This is a genomic window from Paenibacillus sp. FSL R5-0407, assembly GCF_038009185.1.
GTDB lineage: Bacteria > Bacillota > Bacilli > Paenibacillales > Paenibacillaceae > Fontibacillus > Fontibacillus vini.
The window spans coordinates 3,493,191-3,509,281 of the sequence record NZ_JBBPAX010000001.1 but is presented as its reverse complement, the minus strand read 5'-3'; the positions used below and the strand labels follow the sequence as shown (position 1 = coordinate 3,509,281).

The 16,091-nt window shown below is 50.0% G+C and carries 15 protein-coding genes; 7 read left to right on the top strand and 8 right to left on the bottom strand.

Translation table 11 applies throughout. The annotated features are described in order from the left end of the window. Positions 1–14: 14 nt before the first annotated feature. Positions 15–1,247, bottom strand: a complete 1,233-nt coding sequence (locus NYE70_RS16650; RefSeq protein ID WP_213653532.1) for an MFS transporter — start codon at positions 1,245–1,247, stop codon at positions 15–17. A gap of 137 nt (positions 1,248–1,384) precedes the next feature. Here NYE70_RS16650 and NYE70_RS16645 point away from each other — a divergent pair, with 137 nt between their 5' ends. Then, positions 1,385–1,759: a winged helix-turn-helix transcriptional regulator gene (locus NYE70_RS16645; protein ID WP_213653533.1), complete on the top strand. Its 375-nt coding sequence runs from the start codon at positions 1,385–1,387 to the stop codon at positions 1,757–1,759. A gap of 110 nt (positions 1,760–1,869) precedes the next feature. Here the strand turns inward: NYE70_RS16645 and NYE70_RS16640 are convergent, their stop codons facing one another. Together NYE70_RS16640 and NYE70_RS16635 are read right to left on the bottom strand one after the other, a co-directional pair. Beyond that, entirely contained in the window at positions 1,870–3,015 is a 1,146-nt protein-coding gene (locus tag NYE70_RS16640) for an acyltransferase domain-containing protein (RefSeq protein WP_341046959.1), read from the bottom strand. Between the two features lie 173 nt (positions 3,016–3,188). Then, positions 3,189–3,626 (bottom strand): MarR family winged helix-turn-helix transcriptional regulator, encoded by a 438-nt coding sequence (locus NYE70_RS16635; protein ID WP_213653535.1) that lies wholly within the window; start codon positions 3,624–3,626, stop codon positions 3,189–3,191. A 131-nt stretch (positions 3,627–3,757) separates the two neighbouring features. Here NYE70_RS16635 and NYE70_RS16630 point away from each other — a divergent pair, with 131 nt between their 5' ends. After that, positions 3,758–4,345, top strand: a complete 588-nt coding sequence (locus NYE70_RS16630; RefSeq protein ID WP_213653536.1) for an NAD(P)H-dependent oxidoreductase — start codon at positions 3,758–3,760, stop codon at positions 4,343–4,345. Between the two features lie 121 nt (positions 4,346–4,466). Then, entirely contained in the window at positions 4,467–5,441 is a 975-nt protein-coding gene (locus tag NYE70_RS16625; protein ID WP_211023170.1) for an Abi family protein, read from the top strand. A gap of 275 nt (positions 5,442–5,716) precedes the next feature. Here NYE70_RS16625 and NYE70_RS16620 read toward each other — a convergent pair whose 3' ends face one another. Then, a complete protein-coding gene (locus NYE70_RS16620; protein ID WP_211023168.1) occupies positions 5,717–6,826 on the bottom strand; it encodes a C40 family peptidase in 1,110 nt (369 codons plus the stop codon). 178 nt (positions 6,827–7,004) lie between these two features. Here NYE70_RS16620 and ypfJ point away from each other — a divergent pair, with 178 nt between their 5' ends. Further along, positions 7,005–7,838, top strand: a complete 834-nt coding sequence (gene ypfJ / locus NYE70_RS16615; protein WP_341046957.1) for a KPN_02809 family neutral zinc metallopeptidase — start codon at positions 7,005–7,007, stop codon at positions 7,836–7,838. Positions 7,839–8,094: 256 nt separating this feature from the next. After that, the gene (locus NYE70_RS16610) at positions 8,095–8,376 is read left to right on the top strand and encodes an alpha/beta-type small acid-soluble spore protein (protein WP_211023164.1); all 282 of its coding nucleotides are present in this window, start codon (positions 8,095–8,097) and stop codon (positions 8,374–8,376) included. A 137-nt stretch (positions 8,377–8,513) separates the two neighbouring features. Here NYE70_RS16610 and NYE70_RS16605 read toward each other — a convergent pair whose 3' ends face one another. Together NYE70_RS16605 and thrC are read right to left on the bottom strand one after the other, a co-directional pair. Next, positions 8,514–9,077, bottom strand: coding sequence for a DNA-3-methyladenine glycosylase I (locus tag NYE70_RS16605; RefSeq protein ID WP_211023162.1), 564 nt, complete (start codon positions 9,075–9,077; stop codon positions 8,514–8,516). Positions 9,078–9,246: 169 nt separating this feature from the next. Further along, entirely contained in the window at positions 9,247–10,638 is a 1,392-nt protein-coding gene (gene thrC, locus NYE70_RS16600; RefSeq protein WP_341046955.1) for a threonine synthase, read from the bottom strand. Positions 10,639–10,850: 212 nt separating this feature from the next. On the opposite strand from thrC, the gene NYE70_RS16595 reads away from it, so the two are divergent. Both NYE70_RS16595 and NYE70_RS16590 read left to right on the top strand, forming a co-directional pair. Then, positions 10,851–12,365, top strand: coding sequence for a sensor domain-containing diguanylate cyclase (locus NYE70_RS16595; protein ID WP_341046954.1), 1,515 nt, complete (start codon positions 10,851–10,853; stop codon positions 12,363–12,365). 12 nt (positions 12,366–12,377) lie between these two features. After that, the gene (locus NYE70_RS16590) at positions 12,378–12,929 is read left to right on the top strand and encodes a hypothetical protein (RefSeq protein ID WP_341046953.1); all 552 of its coding nucleotides are present in this window, start codon (positions 12,378–12,380) and stop codon (positions 12,927–12,929) included. Here NYE70_RS16590 and NYE70_RS16585 read toward each other — a convergent pair. Together NYE70_RS16585 and NYE70_RS16580 are read right to left on the bottom strand one after the other, a co-directional pair. Beyond that, positions 12,916–13,812 carry a GNAT family N-acetyltransferase gene (locus NYE70_RS16585; RefSeq protein ID WP_341046951.1) on the bottom strand — a complete coding sequence of 299 codons (897 nt, stop codon included), beginning with the start codon at positions 13,810–13,812 and terminating at the stop codon, positions 12,916–12,918. The two genes, NYE70_RS16590 and NYE70_RS16585, sit on opposite strands and share 14 nt — an antisense overlap. Further along, a complete protein-coding gene (locus NYE70_RS16580) occupies positions 13,809–15,938 on the bottom strand; it encodes an S-layer homology domain-containing protein (RefSeq protein WP_341046950.1) in 2,130 nt (709 codons plus the stop codon). The genes NYE70_RS16585 and NYE70_RS16580 overlap by 4 nt, the downstream gene beginning before the upstream one ends. Between the last annotated feature and the right edge of the window lie 153 nt (positions 15,939–16,091).

Sequence of the window (16,091 nt, the reverse complement as noted above, 5' to 3'; positions counted from 1 at the left end):
AATTCTTTTTATAGTTACCCATTTTGCGGGGCGGGATTCATGGAGCGGGTGGCCGCTGTGGTCCCGGCGACGTCCTTTTTCTCCAGGGTACGTGCCCAAGCCGTTAGGAACACGGCGCTAAGGACCATGACCGCTCCGACCCAGGTGGTATGAACAAGCCCGATACGGTCGGTCACGATTCCGCCCAGATAGGCACCGATGGCAATACCCGCATTGAAAGCCGCGATATTGAGCGCGGAAGCCACGTCCTTCGCTTTTGGCGCAAAGCGCTCAGCCAGCAGGACGACGTAAACTTGCAGGCCGGGAACGTTCATGAAAGCAAACAATCCCATCAGGAAAATGGTGATCAGCCCGGCCGTCTTATACGGAATAGTAAAGGCCAGGATGAACAGCACGAGAGTCTGAATCGCGAACATATAGAACAAGGCTTTTACCGGCTTCCGGTTGGCGGCCTTGCCTCCGATAACATTGCCGATGGCAATGGCGATTCCGTATATAAGAAGGATGACGGCTGCCGTTTCTTCCTTGAATCCGGTTATCTCGTGAAGCAAAGGGGATAAATAGGTAAAGACGACAAAAGTGCCGCCGTACCCCAAGGCAGTAATGGAAAAAGCTAGCAGCAATCGTCCGTTGGTAACAAGGTTAAGCTGATCGCGAAGCCGGGTTGGCGTTCCTTTGCGAAGGTTCCCGGAGACGAGGGCCAAGTTGGCGATGAACGCCAGCACGCCGATCGCTACGATCGCGAGGAAGGCCATACGCCAGCCCCATTGTTGGCCGATCAGGGTTCCGAGCGGGACGCCGGTCACGGTCGCTACCGTTAGCCCGGAGAACATGATCGCGATCGCGCTGGCTCTCCGGTTTTCGGGGACGAGGTCGGCGGCAATCGTCGATCCGATGGACATAAACACGCCGTGCGCCAAGGCGGATACAATGCGTGCGACAAGCAGCACGCCGATGCTTCCCGCACCGGCAGCCAGGCTGTTACCGGCAATAAAAACGATCATGATCCCTAACAGCAGCGTTTTTCGGGAAACGCCGGAGGTCAGGGACGTTAAAATCGGGGCACCGAAGGTCACGCCCAGGGCGTACAATGTTACGGTCAAACCTGAGGTCGTAACGGATATATGAAAGTCTTCAGCGATCAGAGGGAGCAGTCCTACACTGATGAACTCGGTGGTGCCGATCGCAAAAGCACTGACGGCTAAAGCCAGAAGCGCAAGAGTACTGCGTCTTTTTTCTAGATTCAAGGTTCCACTCCTCCAAGTTGTATTCGCCGGCCGGCAAGTGTTATTATCATGTATTGAAACAACATTGAACAGTACGTACTTTAAAGTGATATAGGTACTAAAAAGTGCCTATTGGATAATCATAGGGAGGCAAAAACATGGCTGTAGCCAACAAGAACAAGAAGTACAACATCTCGGTAGAGGCTACTTTGGAAGTCATCGGGGGAAAATGGAAATGCGTCATCCTCTGCCATTTAACGCACGGTAAGAAAAGAACGAGCGACTTGAAGCGTCTCATGCCCGCCATTACCCAGAAAATGCTGACCCAGCAGCTCCGGGAGCTGGAGAAGGACGGCATCGTCAACCGGATCAGTTACAATGAGGTACCGCCAAGGGTCGAGTACGAGCTTAGCGAATACGGCATGAGTTTGCGAGGAATCCTCGATTCCCTGTGCGCTTGGGGCGAGCGGCATATCATCAAGGAATACGGAGACAAATCGGCGATGTTGGAAGAGAGTATTCTGAATCAATAAACTAATGAGCCGAGATTGCTGGAGAAGCTCAACGCCTGATGCCGAATAAAAGAACACCGAAGGGACCAATTAGCATTAGCTGGCTCCTCCGGTGTTTTTCTTTTTGTTCCTTATTCCGTTTCGTAGGTTACGGTTCCAAAATCCCCGCATATATCAAGAAAAATCCCGTTCATATCAAATATCTCTTTACCTTCCTCCAGATAACGGAGAACTTGTTTCCTTAATGAGTTGTCGGGCTTGGCATCTTTTAACTCGGTCAAGTCATTAAATACAAAGTTCCATAAAAAGCGCACCGAACCCGCAGTCGGATAGAGGTAAAACTGCTTTTGGAATTTGACGATATTGCTGGTCGGTGGCAGCATCTCCCGAAGCTGGGGAGTAAATAACCAGGTGTGACATACCATACCTTTAGACTCAATCTCCGGAAAATGGGCGGCATGGAACTCTTTAGCTTGCTTGTAGTTGGCCTGTATGGACTCCATATCAAAAGGGGAGTTTCTCGGAATGTGGATCTCAAACACGGTATCCCCTTTATCCAGCACCTTGGTCCATTCCTTCTTTTTGAGCTTAACCTGCTTATTCAAGCCTTTGCCGAGAGGCGTGATGGGATTCCCGATAAAATAATCTTCGGTCTCCCGATATTCCGTAACAAAGCCATCGGTCGTCTTCTCTTTATTGCATACTCCCTGCATATCGCCGTTTGCTCTTAGCTCCATACCTTCCCCGCACAAGAACAAACATGATTTTTCATTCTCATTGTAAAAGCCTTTAACGACTCCGGAAAATTCCGTCGCCATAAATTGTATCCCGCCCAGCCTGAACATTCTGGCTTCAAGATGCCTCCAGATCCATCCGAAGTTTCTAATGGCGTAGTGCCCTAATAAATTATAAGCGTGTTGTACCCATACTCCGATGTCGCTCAGGGTTTCTACCAATAATTGTTCGCTCAGCCCTCGCTCGGCATACCTTTGTTCAGTAAGAGGCAGTCTTTGCAATGCGGCATGCAGATAGAACAGCGAGGCTTCTTTTCCGAAGATTTCTTCTACATAAGGATCCATAGGCGGTGAATCCCAAGTCGTCGTCCAGTGCCCGCTGTCGATATAATTCTTATAGAACTCCGTATAAATGTCATAAAGTTTCTGATCCCGGTTTATTTTGTTGGCGATGTCCGCCAAGATTTCAGTTGCCCCTTCAGGCATCAAAATTTTCCGGCAGTACTGTCGGGTTAATTCTTCCGATAATAACAAAAGTTCCATAGATGCACACCTCTCTTTATGATGGGAAAAAGATTTAACGGATACCAATATTTTAATACACTTTATAAGCATATCACTGCCGATAAGCCGACTATATCATTGTATTTGAACGACTATTTAAGTCAGAATAATTTCGCTGATAGCAAAAAGAACCTGGTCCGGACAGGTTCTTTTTATTGTTTTTGAGAAAAGACATGACTTTGCAGGACATCCAGCGCCCGGCTGATTTCGCCCAATTGACCGTCCGATAATCCCGCAATCCGCTCCAGAAAACGGCTCTCGATCACTTGAAAGGCCTTGTCCATTAAAGCCTGCCCCTCAGGAGACAGACGGATATATTGCACGCGGCGGTCTTCCGCTGAAGTATATTTTTCACAGAGCGCTTTGTCTTGAAGCTTCCGGATCTCCCGGCTCGCATTCGGCATGGAGAGATGCTGGCAATCGCTGATTTGGCTTAGGGTGACCGGCTGGCTGACTGCGATATATTCCAGAATGTCATACTGCACCGGCGTAATGTCCGCAGTCTTCACGTCTTTGGTCATTTCATGCTTCACTTCATGCACGGCTGTCGTAAAACCGACAAATTGTCGGAATAGCTGATGCTTATCCACGATATCACCTCCCTCCCAAGATAACAGGATTGTTATCATAAAACAATTATCATTTGACAAGTAAATAGCATTACATTTATGATCGGAGATAACAGATATTTACCAAATGATAACTAAAGGGAGTGACATTCATGAACCTGCTAGTGATCTACACATATCCGAATCATCGAAGCTTGAATTATGATTTTTTGCAAAAGGTTCTGGAAGGCAGCCGCGAGAATCCTGCGATTTCAGCGGTCCAGGTGCTCGATTTGTATGAGGAAGAGTTTGATCCGGTTCTCGTGTTCCATGAGCAGAAGCGCAGACGGGATATGCATGCCGATCCGGCTTTGGAAAAATACCGCGCGCAGATTCAATGGGCGGACAAAATCGTATTCGTATATCCGATTTGGTGGGGCCGCCCCCCGGCTATGCTGCTGGGGTATATCGATAAAATGTTTGCCTCCGGCTTTGCTTACCGGGATAACGGCAAGCTGCTTCCGGAGGGCCTGTTGAAAGGGAAATCCGCCGTCTGCGTCTCAACGATGAAAGGCCCTGCGCTGTACCCGCTTTACTGGCTCAATAACGCCCATAAAGTGTTGATGCGCAAGGCCCTGCTTCAATATGTGGGCATCCGCCCGGTTAAATTTTTTGAATTCGGATCGATGGAAAGCCCCCGGGGCCGGCATGAGCAGAAACTGCAGCGGGTTTACCGGTATTTTAAGACGGTGGCCAAGTGAGAGGGAGATCCGAACGGCTCACTCCTGTAAATATTTTACGGTAATTAAGATTTTATTTTAATGGTTGTGATAGAATCTTATTAGTGTAAATTATTTCGTCTTTTACTGAGGTGTAAATAGGATGGTTCAAGGGAAAACAACCAATGGTCTCATGCGGCACTTGCGTGACAATCATGGAATTACCATACAGGGGAGTACGCATAAGCAGCAACTGCTCAATATAGGTTATTACCATGGCTACAAAGGCTATAGGTTCGTCGGAAATAATACGAATAAAATATCCTATACTCATTTCGACGAAGTGGTGGCAGTATATGAATATGACTCAAATTTAAAGTCGCTATTATACTCTAAAATTATGTTTATTGAAACGGCTTTGAAAAACTATACCCTTGAAAGATTGGTTCAAGTCGGCCCGATTGATTTCGAGTACATTTTTTCTAATCTCTTGAATGATTACAAAAAGCATGATGTTAAAAGCAAGGAGTATCACAAAAAAATGAAGAGCAGATTAGATCTGAGAGATAAGATATATGGCTCCATTAGCTATAACTTCTCAGATAAAAAAGCTGTTATTCAACATTTCTTTCATAAAAATGAACCTATCCCGCTCTGGGCGATTTTTGAAGTTATTACCTTGGGGATTTTCGGCTTCTTTATACAATGTTTAAACATTGATACTCGCATTCTGATTGCTCAGGACCTCGATATTCATAGTACTTCTCATAATCAAAATGGGAGAATCCTCGAGGATATTATCTTTTTGATCAAAGATTTGCGAAATGCAATAGCCCATAACGGGGTAGTCTTTGACTGTAGATTTAGTAAAGCGGATGCGCCGGCCAGATTGAAGGAGTACCTTCAGCACGAAACAAAGGTAGACAACATTACCTTTCATTCTATTGTAGATTATATTGTTATAGTAGTTTTTATATTAAAAAAGTTAGGGAGCTCCAAAACTGATTTAAGGAAGCTAATAAGAGCATTCGTTAATGAGTCAGAGATCTTAAGGAGTAAGATCCCTATCCCGGTATATACCTCCATAGTAGGTTCGGATTTTAGAAGGAAGATAGGCGCTCTGGGAAATTTTGTTTAGCTGTTTACGCATATGGGGAATTGTGGTAGTATATATTATAACTAATAGCGGTGTTAAGCTTCGGCTAACACTTAAGGGGATTGGATGCGTCCAATCCTCTTTTAATTTTATATAGGGAGACGCTCGAGGTAACATCCACTCTTAGCGTCTGTACAACCATCATCTCTCCCGGGATGCCCCCTGTGTACGAGCTCTAACCACCAGGTTTTCGTAAAAACCTTAGAATCAGTTCCTCCCACACGATTCTTCCTCACTGAACAGTTAGTCTTTCTAGGTTACTCTAGCACTCTTCGAGCCGTAACAAACCGCTTCTTCCAAGAGTCGGAGAAATTCTCCAAACGAACGCCGTATTTGACGGAGTAGGTGTGCAGCAGTTGGCCGTCACCCGCATACATGGCTACGTGACCGATATCGAGTCCCCGCGAATCGAAAAACAGCAGATCCCCCTTTTGAAGATCATCCAGGCTGACTTCTTTCCCAACTTTGGCTTGGTCGTAAGAAACTCGTGGGAGTTCAATCGATAGGGTATCTCCGAAAACGCGCTTGACGAACGACGAGCAGTCGAAGGTTTGCGTCTGTGTCGGCGAGGCGCCAAACTCATATGGCGTGCCCAGATACTTCATGCCGTAGGCGATGAGCTCATCCGCCTGTTTCTCCCGCAATGCGGTACTGGAGTAGTCGGTATATTTGGGCTTGGCCGAGATGAAGCCGGTCCGGTTATCCTGCGTGCGTACTTCTAACCAGAGTGGGGAGACTTCGCGAACGACGTGGACCTTCTCTCCGGCGGGCAGCAAATTCTCCGCGGCTGGACTCTCCGCATCCGGCGCACTGCGCAGGTTGACGCCCCATAGAATACTGGTTTCATAATTGATCGGGTCAGGGGAAGTGATCATAACGGTCTTTGTGTTGGCTTCCCATTTTACCGTGCTGCCGAGCGCTTCGCTGACAAAACGCAGGGGAACCAGCGAATAACCGTTCTCAATCCGTCCGGGAACGGTCAGGTCCAGGGCTTTCCCATTCAATTGTGCGGTTTGTTCGCCGATCCGATAGATAAGCTCCGTGTTATCTTTAGTAGCGGTGACCGTTTTACTGGCTTCTTCCCAAGTCAGTTTAGCGCCCTGGGCTTCAAACAGTCCGCGCATCGGGATGAGCACGGTGCCGTCTATGAGCAGCGGATTCGTCTCGGGCTGCAGCTGGCGTCCGTCCAAATAGACGGATACGGATACTGGCCCGGGTACTGAACCGGTTGCAGGATCAACCGATGATTCGGTTATAGGAAGAGTTGTATTTGTAGAGTCCGAGGCCGACGATTCGGCATGAACTGGGGTCGAAGCGAGAAGAGACGCAGCAAGCAAAAGAAGGATCGTGGCTTTTTGTGTTGTCATATTTTTCATCACCTTGTCGTTATTTGTTACTTAATTGGACGAATTGGAACGAATATAGTTGTGGTGCTAAATGTTGGTAACGGTGATTTTTTTCGGTGTGACGGTTCCCTAGCCAAATGTGGGTATTAAATAAGACAATCTGAATTACCAGGATCGAAATGGGCTAGGGGGGATGACCATGCAGTGGAAAGGAAGACGTGGAAGCTCGAACGTAGAGGATCGCCGGGGCAAAGGCGGCGGCGCCATGATCGGCGGCGGCATCGGCGGTATCATCATTTTGCTGGTGGTGACGCTGCTCGGCGGGGGAAATGCCGGAGACTTGCTGAGTTCGCTGACCTCCGTCGGCTCGGAGACGAGCGCTCCCTACCAGGAGACGCAAGAGGAGAAGGAGCTCGCCCAGTTTGTCTCCGTGGTGCTGGCGGATACGGAGGACGTGTGGACCGGGCTGTTTAGGGAAGAAGGGCTGGTCTATGAAAAGCCGACTCTTGTCTTATACACGGACAGCGTCCAATCCGCTTGCGGGACTGCCGGGAAAGCCGTAGGACCTTTTTATTGTCCAGGCGACAAGAAGCTCTATATTGATCTCAGCTTTTACGATGAGCTGCGGCAGAAGTTTCAGGCTCCGGGCGACTTCGCTATGGCATACGTCATCGCGCATGAGGTAGGCCATCATGTCCAGACGCTCCTTGGAACGACGGAAAAGCAGATGTCGGGCAGCAAGCGTTCCAACGAGCAGTCCGTCCGGCTGGAGCTGCAAGCCGATTATCTGGCGGGGGTATGGGCGAATCATGCCCGGGACGATCTGGGAGTGCTGGAGCAGGGAGACTTGGAAGAAGCTCTGACCGCAGCGACGGCGGTCGGAGACGATACGCTGCAGAAGAAGGCCCAGGGCTATGTCGTGCCGGAGAGCTTCACTCACGGCACGTCCGAACAGCGGAAGCGCTGGTTCTATAAGGGCTTTGAGAACGGCACGATCGAAGGCGGAGATACATTCAACGCCAGAACGCTTTAAAGCAGGGTGTTAAAGTTCGAGTTCAAAAAGTCAGGTTTTCAGGACCGAGAAGGTTGGATGCAGCTAGGGACTGAGTAGCGGAGCGTACATGGGGTACGTGAGCAACGGAAGGCCCGGCTGAATTCAAGATTCGACGTCGAACCCGCTCCTTGATCTGCCTCGTCATGGAAAGATGACTTTTTGAACAACTTCTAAAGAATCAATTTCGTCCTCCTTGGGCATGTTAGGTTCAAACAGTCCAAAAGGAGTGGGAGAAATGTCTAGACGAAACCGAAAATACGCCGTTCCGGGAGCGGAGCGCGGGATGCAGGCGTTTAAAGCGGAAGTGATGCGGCGTGAAGGATATGATGTGGACCCGAACCGGCCGGACGATGTGAAATATGAAGTGGCCAAGGAGCTGGGCGTGCCGCTCCAACAAGGCGGCAACGGCAACCTGACTACCGAATCGGCCGGTCAGATCGGCGGAAAAATCGGCGGATCGATGGTCCGCGAAATGATTCGCCTTGCCCAGCAGCAGCTGGCGGACAGGGAATCTTAGGAATACCGTCACCTGCACCTTCATACAGCGGTCTCATATATTTTCACACCTAAAAAGCCCATTCTGCTCCGGACATAAACCGTTGCGGGATGGGCTTTCCATAGCGGAATAACGTTCAAATGATGTCGATCCTCGGATCAAGCCCGGCAGTAACAATCCAGCGTGTGATCGTTTACCATGCCGGAAGCCTGCATGAACGCATAGAGGATGGTCGAGCCGACGAATTTCATGCCTTTTTTCTTCAAAGCTTTGCTCATCGAATCGGAGATTGGGGTGGAGGCGGGCACGTCGGAAATCGACTCCCAGTGATTGATGATCGGCGTACCGTCCACGAAGCTCCACAAATAGCCGCCAAAGCTGCCGTGCTCCCTGATAATATCGAAATATACCGAAGCATTGGTGATCACGCTTTGGACCTTTAACCGGTTGCGGATAATTCCCGGATTTTGCAGTAACTCCTCCACTTTGTCCGGTCCGTATTTAACGATGATATGGGGGTCAAAATGGTCGAATGCCTCGCGGAAACTTTCACGTTTCTTCAAGATCGTGTACCAGCTCAGCCCCGCCTGCATTCCCTCCAGTGTGAGCAGTTCGAACAGCTTTTGATCGTCGTAAAGCGGTTTGCCCCATTCCTCGTCATGGTAGGCAATATATAGCGGGTCCGCGTTGACCCAGGCGCAACGAATCGCATTCTCCTTCATGGAATTTATATACTCCCTTCGAACGTTTGTTTGTATAGGCTAATTCGTTCATCATACATGGAATCCGTAAAAAAGAAAATCCCATACCTACTATTCGGGTGCAAAAAAGGCTGATCCAGCATCATTGTTAAATGACGAAGGACCAGCCTTTTTAAGTTAGTGTTATCAGTTAAAAGAATTTCAACAGTTCTTCCTTCACGGCGTCGTTCGAGCCATCGACGAGCTTTTGATGCTGCGGCTTGTCGAAGAGGGCCTGAATTTGCGGCGGGAAGGTCTGTTCGATCTGGATCAGCTCGATCGCTTCATTGAACTTGGCCGGATGTGCCGTCGCCAAGGCCACGGTGACTTCACCCTTAGCGGTGAAGCGGTCTGCTGCGGCCACGCCGCAAGCGGTATGCGGGTCAAGCAGATAACCGAAGTCGTCGTGCACCTGTCCGATCGTGGCGAGGCAGTCGTCGTTCTCCACGCTGGCCGCGGTGAAATCACGCTGCACCTGGGTGAGCCGGTCGCCGGATACGGTAATCCGACCCTCCTGGCGGAAGCTGTCCATTAGGGAGGCAACGGAGGCTGCGTCTTCCCCTTGCAGGTAATACAGGTAGCGCTCGAAGTTGCTGGCCACCTGAATATCCATCGACGGGCTGTAAGTCATATGGAATTCTCCAGGCTGGTAGATTCCCTCGTTTACGAACCGTTCCAGAATGTTATTCTCGTTAGTGGCGAGAATCAATTTGCTGACCGGGAGACCCATCTTTTTGGCAAGGAAGCCGGCGAAGATATCTCCGAAGTTGCCTGTTGGAACGCTGAAATTCACAGCACCTGTTGCCGCGCCTTGGTTCGCGAGCTGGAAGTAAGCGTAGAAATAGTATACGGTTTGCGCCAGAATACGCGCGAAATTGATCGAGTTGATCGCCCGCAGATGGTACTCCTGCTTGAACGCCACGTCCGCGAACAGTTCCTTGATGATACGCTGACAATCGTCAAAATTGCCTTCGACCGAAAGATTCAGCACATTGGCGTCATCCACCGTCGTCATTTGCAGCTCCTGCACCTTGCTGACCTTGCCGTTCGGATGCAGGATGCAAATTTTAATGCCCTCTTTGCCGCGGACTCCCTCGATGGCCGAAGCTCCGGTATCTCCAGAGGTGGCGCCGAGAATATGGATGATGGAATTTTGTTTCCGGGAGATATACGAGTACAGGTTACCCAAAAACTGCAGAGCGATATCCTTAAAGGCAAACGTCGGTCCGTGGAACAATTCGAGAACATGCAAATTGTCCTTAACTTTGCGAAGAGGCGTTACCTCTTGGTCGCGGAACGTAGCGTAGCTGTCATTTACAAGCTGCTTCAAATCTTCACGCGGAATTTCCCCGTCGATATAGAGCGAGAAAATTTCAAGAGCCAACTCCGGGTAGGAGAGCTGTTGCCACTGGGCCAGCGTGTCTTGCGATACTTGCGGGATATGCTTTGGAACGAGCAAACCGCCGTCGTCGGCCAGTCCCATCAGAACTGCTTCCACGAAGCCGATTCCCGCCACTTTCCCCCTGGTGCTGATATATTCCATAATGATCCCCTTTACATTCAACGATTTTCAATCATTGTAACAAAAAACGTACCGTTTCCCAACCGATTTTGCAGAAAAAACAGCAGCCGTCATGGCATAGACCGAAACTGGCCATTTTCAAACCGAAATATATAGTGAACGGCCAGGCGTTGATGGTACAATATACTCAGGTCTTTACAACTAAGTCACCTCAGAATCAGGAGAGATTGCCGATGATTGCACACTATAGTCTGGTCTTTTTTTGTACCGTACTGCTAGCCGCATCGACCAATATGTTCCGTTTCAAACTGAATGACACGCTGAATAAATGGATTCTTATTATGGCAACGCTGGTTCTGGTCGAGGTGGAGGGGTATTTGTTCGATTTCCAGCATACGAATTGGATGCTGCTTGTTTTCATAGGCATCTCGGTGCTGTGCTTCGGCATTCGCGGAGGCTTGATGAGCACGTTTGCCTCTTGGTTGATTCTGTTCGCTCAATGCAGCGTGCGGGAGCTTTCCATTTGGCCGACCTACATCTTATTTGCGACCGGTGTTTATTTGCTTATAAGGCACATCAACCATTTGCGGAAAGAAGGCGATGATTGGCTCGGCAAGCTTACGGACAACTCGAGACAATTGAATGTATTCAAAGAGGTCAGCTTGTCCATGCAGCAAACGTTCAATCTGGACAAGCTGCTTCAGACGATATTAACGTCGGTGACAGCCGGTCACGGGCTCGGTTTCAACCGGGCGTTGATCATGCTCATGAATGAGCAGGGCACGAAGCTGCACGGCATCATGGGAACCGGACCTATGTCGGCCGAGGAAGGTTACGCGATCTGGGACCGGATTACCAAGCATAAGTACAAGCTCGTGGAGCTAATCGAGATCAAGGAGAAGGAGAAGTCTTCGGATCTAAAGCTGAACGAACGCGTGAAAAAGATAGAGATTCCGCTGGACAAGCCTAACTTTCTAACAAGAGTTCTGAAGAAAGGCACCCCGCTTCATATTCAGGAAATATCAAACGGGGAAAGCGATTCGACGCTGCAAATGTTCGCACGGGAATTTAATATGGGTGAGATGGCGGTATTCCCTTTAGTAAGCCAAGGGATTAAGGTCGGGGTGCTTCTGATCGACAATCCGGTCAATAAGAAGCCGATTACGGCAACCGATATCGACAGCGTGCTTCCGCTTGCCAACCAAGCTGCGATTGCGATTCAGCAATCCCGGCTATACACGGCGTTGGAGGATATGGCGCTCAAAGACGGGTTGACCGGACTGCATAACCAACGTGCTTTTCAATCCCTGCTGACCCAGTTCTGGCCGGGTTCCGGGGAGTCGCCGCTGGCGCTCATCCTTTTGGATATCGATTATTTTAAACATTTCAACGATACGAACGGACATCTGCTCGGAAATGAAGTATTGGTACGGCTGGCTGAGGTCATCCGCTCTTCCATCCGGAAGAATGATAAGGCATTCCGTTTTGGCGGAGAGGAATTTGTAGTTCTGCTTCCGGATACGGACAAAGAAGAAGCAGCGCTTGTGGCTGAACGGATCAGAACCCAGGTGGAAAAAGAAGATTTTCCGGGCGGAAATAAGCAGCCGGCAGGACGATTGACAGTAAGCCTGGGAGTAGCCTCCTCATCGGACAAATCTTCACCATTAACTCCGCTAGAGCTAGTCGATACTGCGGACCAGGCGCTGTACCAGGCTAAGGCGGAGGGCAAAAACAGGGTCGTTTCCTAGGAGGGCTGAACAATGACAACCGGATTCGCTACATTTTTCATTGTGCTGTTGTTCGTTCTGACGATTGTCGCAAGCGGCAGGTATTTTTACGGTCTGGAACTCCGAACCAGTGCCAGAAGGCTGACTCGAGCTCTGAATCTGGAAATCCCGAAGCTGGACTATTCCTTTGAGCAAATCGTCTATTTCGCATCTTTGCCCAGCAACATCCCGTCGATCCGGAATGCGAGCCGGGACAATTTGGTCATCAAGCTGGACTACAAATCGTTATTTTTCCCCCGGTTGTCCGGGCTTAAGATCTATATCAAGACGGATACGGAGCGGATCATCCTGGCGTACCTGCCGATCAAGGATTTCCGGTTGCCTGTACTGGATCAAGTATTGGAGCAGGGGAAGATCAATGAATCCGACTACCAGAAAATAAGCATATGCAAATTGATCCACCCGGCTACATTAAGAGAGATCTCGGAAGAAGTATTTCAACAAATTCAAGTCGGCCGTAAAGGACGCAAGCCTGCTGCGGCAGACACAGCCGATTCAAAAGAAAGAACGGTCAAAGCGATTTGACCGTTCTCCAAAGAATTTCTTTATGAATCGCAGGGTGATCGATCTGCCGGTTCATGAACCGGACCATCTCCGCATTCTCCGCCTCTACGAAAAATATAGCTTCCGTAAGTTTCCCTTCCTGGATGATTCGGCGGCAGGCTTCGGCCCCCAGCGATATGGCGCGGGCGAGCCGCTGATGCTTATCCTTCACGAACATACTTTTTAAGAGTACGGTTCGCGCATCAAACTGCTCCACGATGATCCATCCAACAGGCACCTGATGATATCGTAAAATCAAGCTGTGCTCCCTGTCGATTTGGTCCTCTTCCGCAAACGGGTCCAGGATCGGGGGATACCAGATCCCTGTTCCGTGTGCAATGACGGACCTTTCCTCTTCCGTGAGCCCGGAGAGCGGGCCGAAGGTGAATTCCTTCGGCAGCCGGAGCCGCTCTATTCTCGGCAGGTCTTCGACGACCTGCCGCAGCGGGCCGCTCCAGATATGAATGCCCGGCGTCGGCGCAGCGAATCCGCAGCTTTGCAAAAAAGCTGCGCTGACGGAGCCCGGCTCCGTCCCGCCGACATACTCCGCGCGCATCAGAGCGGCCCCGTTCTGCCGCAGCAGCGACTCCAGCATGCCGAGCAGCTGGCGGCCAACGCCTTTGCGGCGATATGGCGGTTCAACCGCCAGCGCGCGCAGCTGCGCCGTTTTGGCGCCGCCGGTTGCCGGGTGGCCTGCCTGCAGGCTGGCTACCGCCAAGCCGACCGGCCGGCCATCCAGGCTTGCTCCAAGCGCCGCATAAGACGGAGGAAGCTCCTGCATCAAGGGCAGGAGCTCCTTCGGCGTCAGCGCGCTAAAAGCGGCCGGAACAGCGCCGCGATAGGCGCGAACCTCAATCTTGCTCATGAGAGAGGTTCTGGGAGCGGAGGGGCAGGGACTCTGATGACCACTGGATCCGGTTGATTCCCAGCGATGTCCCCTATGTTACTAAAAGTGATTTGGAAAGACGGTACCCCAATAGGAAGTGGAAACGGCCGGGATTTCGCAATTCCTTCTGGCGTAAGTTCTACCCTGATTGTATTTTCTCCGTTATTATACGAAAAGGTATAGTCCGTAGTAACAGCTAACGGAATTGAAAAAATCGGATTCCCGTCAGGCAAGTAATTAACTGCGATGCTTCCCGGTGAGAGGAACCCTATATTATAAAGCGGCTCATTCATTGTGACCGTCATTGTTCCGTTGTCATAAGTGGCACTGGTCACGGTCGGCTTGGTGTTGTCGAATCTTACTGGGATGTTGACCACCTTTACTATAGTTCCAGCCTCGGTTACGGTAAAGGTCAAGTCGGCCTGGGATTGCTCGGTGGCGGATTCAGCCGCAAGAATGGAAATCCCGTCAGACTGCTTTATTACATTAACCAGTTGACTATCCGAAGAGCTAAGCTCTATGCGGCCGATGGTCTCGCCGTCACTTGCGAGAAGTTCAAACGCTGATCCTTCCCCAGTAGCTAATTGGACATTTTGATTTTCCCCAGCCCGCTGAAGTCTGATGTAATCCTTAATGCTTTGTTTGCTATACGTATATTCACTATCGCTAGCAACGATACTTATCGAACTGCCCGGCTTTAATGCAATTTCATTCGCCACCTGAATAACCTCCAGAGGCTGGATCAGAGAATCCTCAAACTCGACTAGGGATTGGTTCAACATATTAATTGCCTCTTTGATCTGGCCTTCCGCAGCCATAGAATCTTGCTGGGTTTCAATGGCAGTAGCAATAGCATTGCCCAAGGTTTGAAAGGCGTCATAAGGATATTTGCCGGTGGTGTTTCCAATGTTCCCCTCAGCGGAGCTAAGAAGTGCTTGAGCCTGTTCGATGACTTGGCTTAACTGCATCCGCGGATCTTCCGTTTGGAGTGCGACTTTTTTGTTTGAGAATTCAGGTGACAGTTTGCCGGATGTACCTCGAATCGCGCGAGTGGTTTCGAGAGGCTTGTAAGATATCTCCACCTCTTCATCCAACGGTTGGGGATGTGCCAGCTTCACGAATACGGACTTGCCTTCAATGGAGATGTTTCGTATGGAGATCGGGAATGGCTCGTTGCCGTCTTTGCCCGTGATTTTGATGTCTTCCGTAGTCGGTACGTGCGTGGTGTCGAGTGTTTCACTATACGTAATGACAATGGTATCAGCATTTGAAAAAGAAAGCGTCGGCTGCGCCAATTCCGTTTCCACAGGCGTACCCGGGTTGGTGCTTCCACCGCCGCTGTTGCTTCCGCCGCCACTGCTACTACCGCCGCCGCTGTTTCCGGTATTCGCTGGAGGTGTCGTTGGAGCTGGGGTTTGAGGCTGGGTTGTTGCCGAACCTGTTCCTGTTTCTTCTGAAGGAGGAGTGGCTTGATTTTTTAATTCTTCAGCCTTCTTGATGAACTTGGCAGCTACTTGAGCTACAGCTTGTCTTTCCGCGTTGCCGGAGGGGTTGAAGGTACCGTTAGTATTGCCGGAAATTAGCCCCAGTTCGACGGCTGCGGCTACCGCATCTTTGGCGTAATCGGCGATCTTGCTGGCATCGGAGAATTTCAGCTCTGCGCCTTTTCCCGTAGCATCTACACCCAGTGCGCGCACAAAAAGCACGGCCATATCCTGGCGGGATAAGTTCGCTCCCGTACCGAATTTGCCGTCCCCTACGCCATTAATTAGGCCGGCCTTCACGGCTGCCTCGATGTAAGCGAACGCATAATGAGGTTCAGGAACGTCGGAGAAGGTTGCCGTCGGCGGTACGGATTGCGTATCCAGATTCAATGCTTTGGCCAAAATGATCGCGAAATCCTGCCGCTCGATTTTTCCCGTAGGATCGAATTTGCCGTCCCCTTTTCCATTGATAATACCCTTCTCAACCAGTTCCTGGATCGCGTTCTTTGCGTAGGAGCCGTCGATATCGGACAGCGTCGTCGCCGCCGAAACGGGAAGCGCGAGGGCACTAAGCAGTGCCGCGGTCGTCATGACCTTGATTACGAGCTTTTGATTCTTCATTCTCGTGTGATCCCCCTTAGGATTCTATGAATATGATTCTATTAAAATCTGTCTCTCAAGTTGTAGTTTCCAGCTTTTATCATAATGGATTGCTTAATTGTTGTAATTATTTTTTTTCAAAATTTAAAAATTCAATATTAAAGCGATATCTTC

Coding starts and splice junctions, on each gene's coding strand:
- NYE70_RS16645 (WP_213653533.1), top strand. CDS start 1,385: ATGGCTGTAGCCAACAAGAACAAGAAGTACAACATCTCGGTAGAGGCT.
- NYE70_RS16640 (WP_341046959.1), bottom strand. CDS start 3,015: ATGGAACTTTTGTTATTATCGGAAGAATTAACCCGACAGTACTGCCGG.
- NYE70_RS16630 (WP_213653536.1), top strand. CDS start 3,758: ATGAACCTGCTAGTGATCTACACATATCCGAATCATCGAAGCTTGAAT.
- NYE70_RS16625 (WP_211023170.1), top strand. CDS start 4,467: ATGGTTCAAGGGAAAACAACCAATGGTCTCATGCGGCACTTGCGTGAC.
- NYE70_RS16620 (WP_211023168.1), bottom strand. CDS start 6,826: ATGACAACACAAAAAGCCACGATCCTTCTTTTGCTTGCTGCGTCTCTT.
- ypfJ (WP_341046957.1), top strand. CDS start 7,005: ATGCAGTGGAAAGGAAGACGTGGAAGCTCGAACGTAGAGGATCGCCGG.
- NYE70_RS16610 (WP_211023164.1), top strand. CDS start 8,095: ATGTCTAGACGAAACCGAAAATACGCCGTTCCGGGAGCGGAGCGCGGG.
- NYE70_RS16605 (WP_211023162.1), bottom strand. CDS start 9,077: ATGAAGGAGAATGCGATTCGTTGCGCCTGGGTCAACGCGGACCCGCTA.
- thrC (WP_341046955.1), bottom strand. CDS start 10,638: ATGGAATATATCAGCACCAGGGGGAAAGTGGCGGGAATCGGCTTCGTG.
- NYE70_RS16595 (WP_341046954.1), top strand. CDS start 10,851: ATGATTGCACACTATAGTCTGGTCTTTTTTTGTACCGTACTGCTAGCC.
- NYE70_RS16590 (WP_341046953.1), top strand. CDS start 12,378: ATGACAACCGGATTCGCTACATTTTTCATTGTGCTGTTGTTCGTTCTG.
- NYE70_RS16585 (WP_341046951.1), bottom strand. CDS start 13,812: ATGAGCAAGATTGAGGTTCGCGCCTATCGCGGCGCTGTTCCGGCCGCT.
- NYE70_RS16580 (WP_341046950.1), bottom strand. CDS start 15,938: ATGAAGAATCAAAAGCTCGTAATCAAGGTCATGACGACCGCGGCACTG.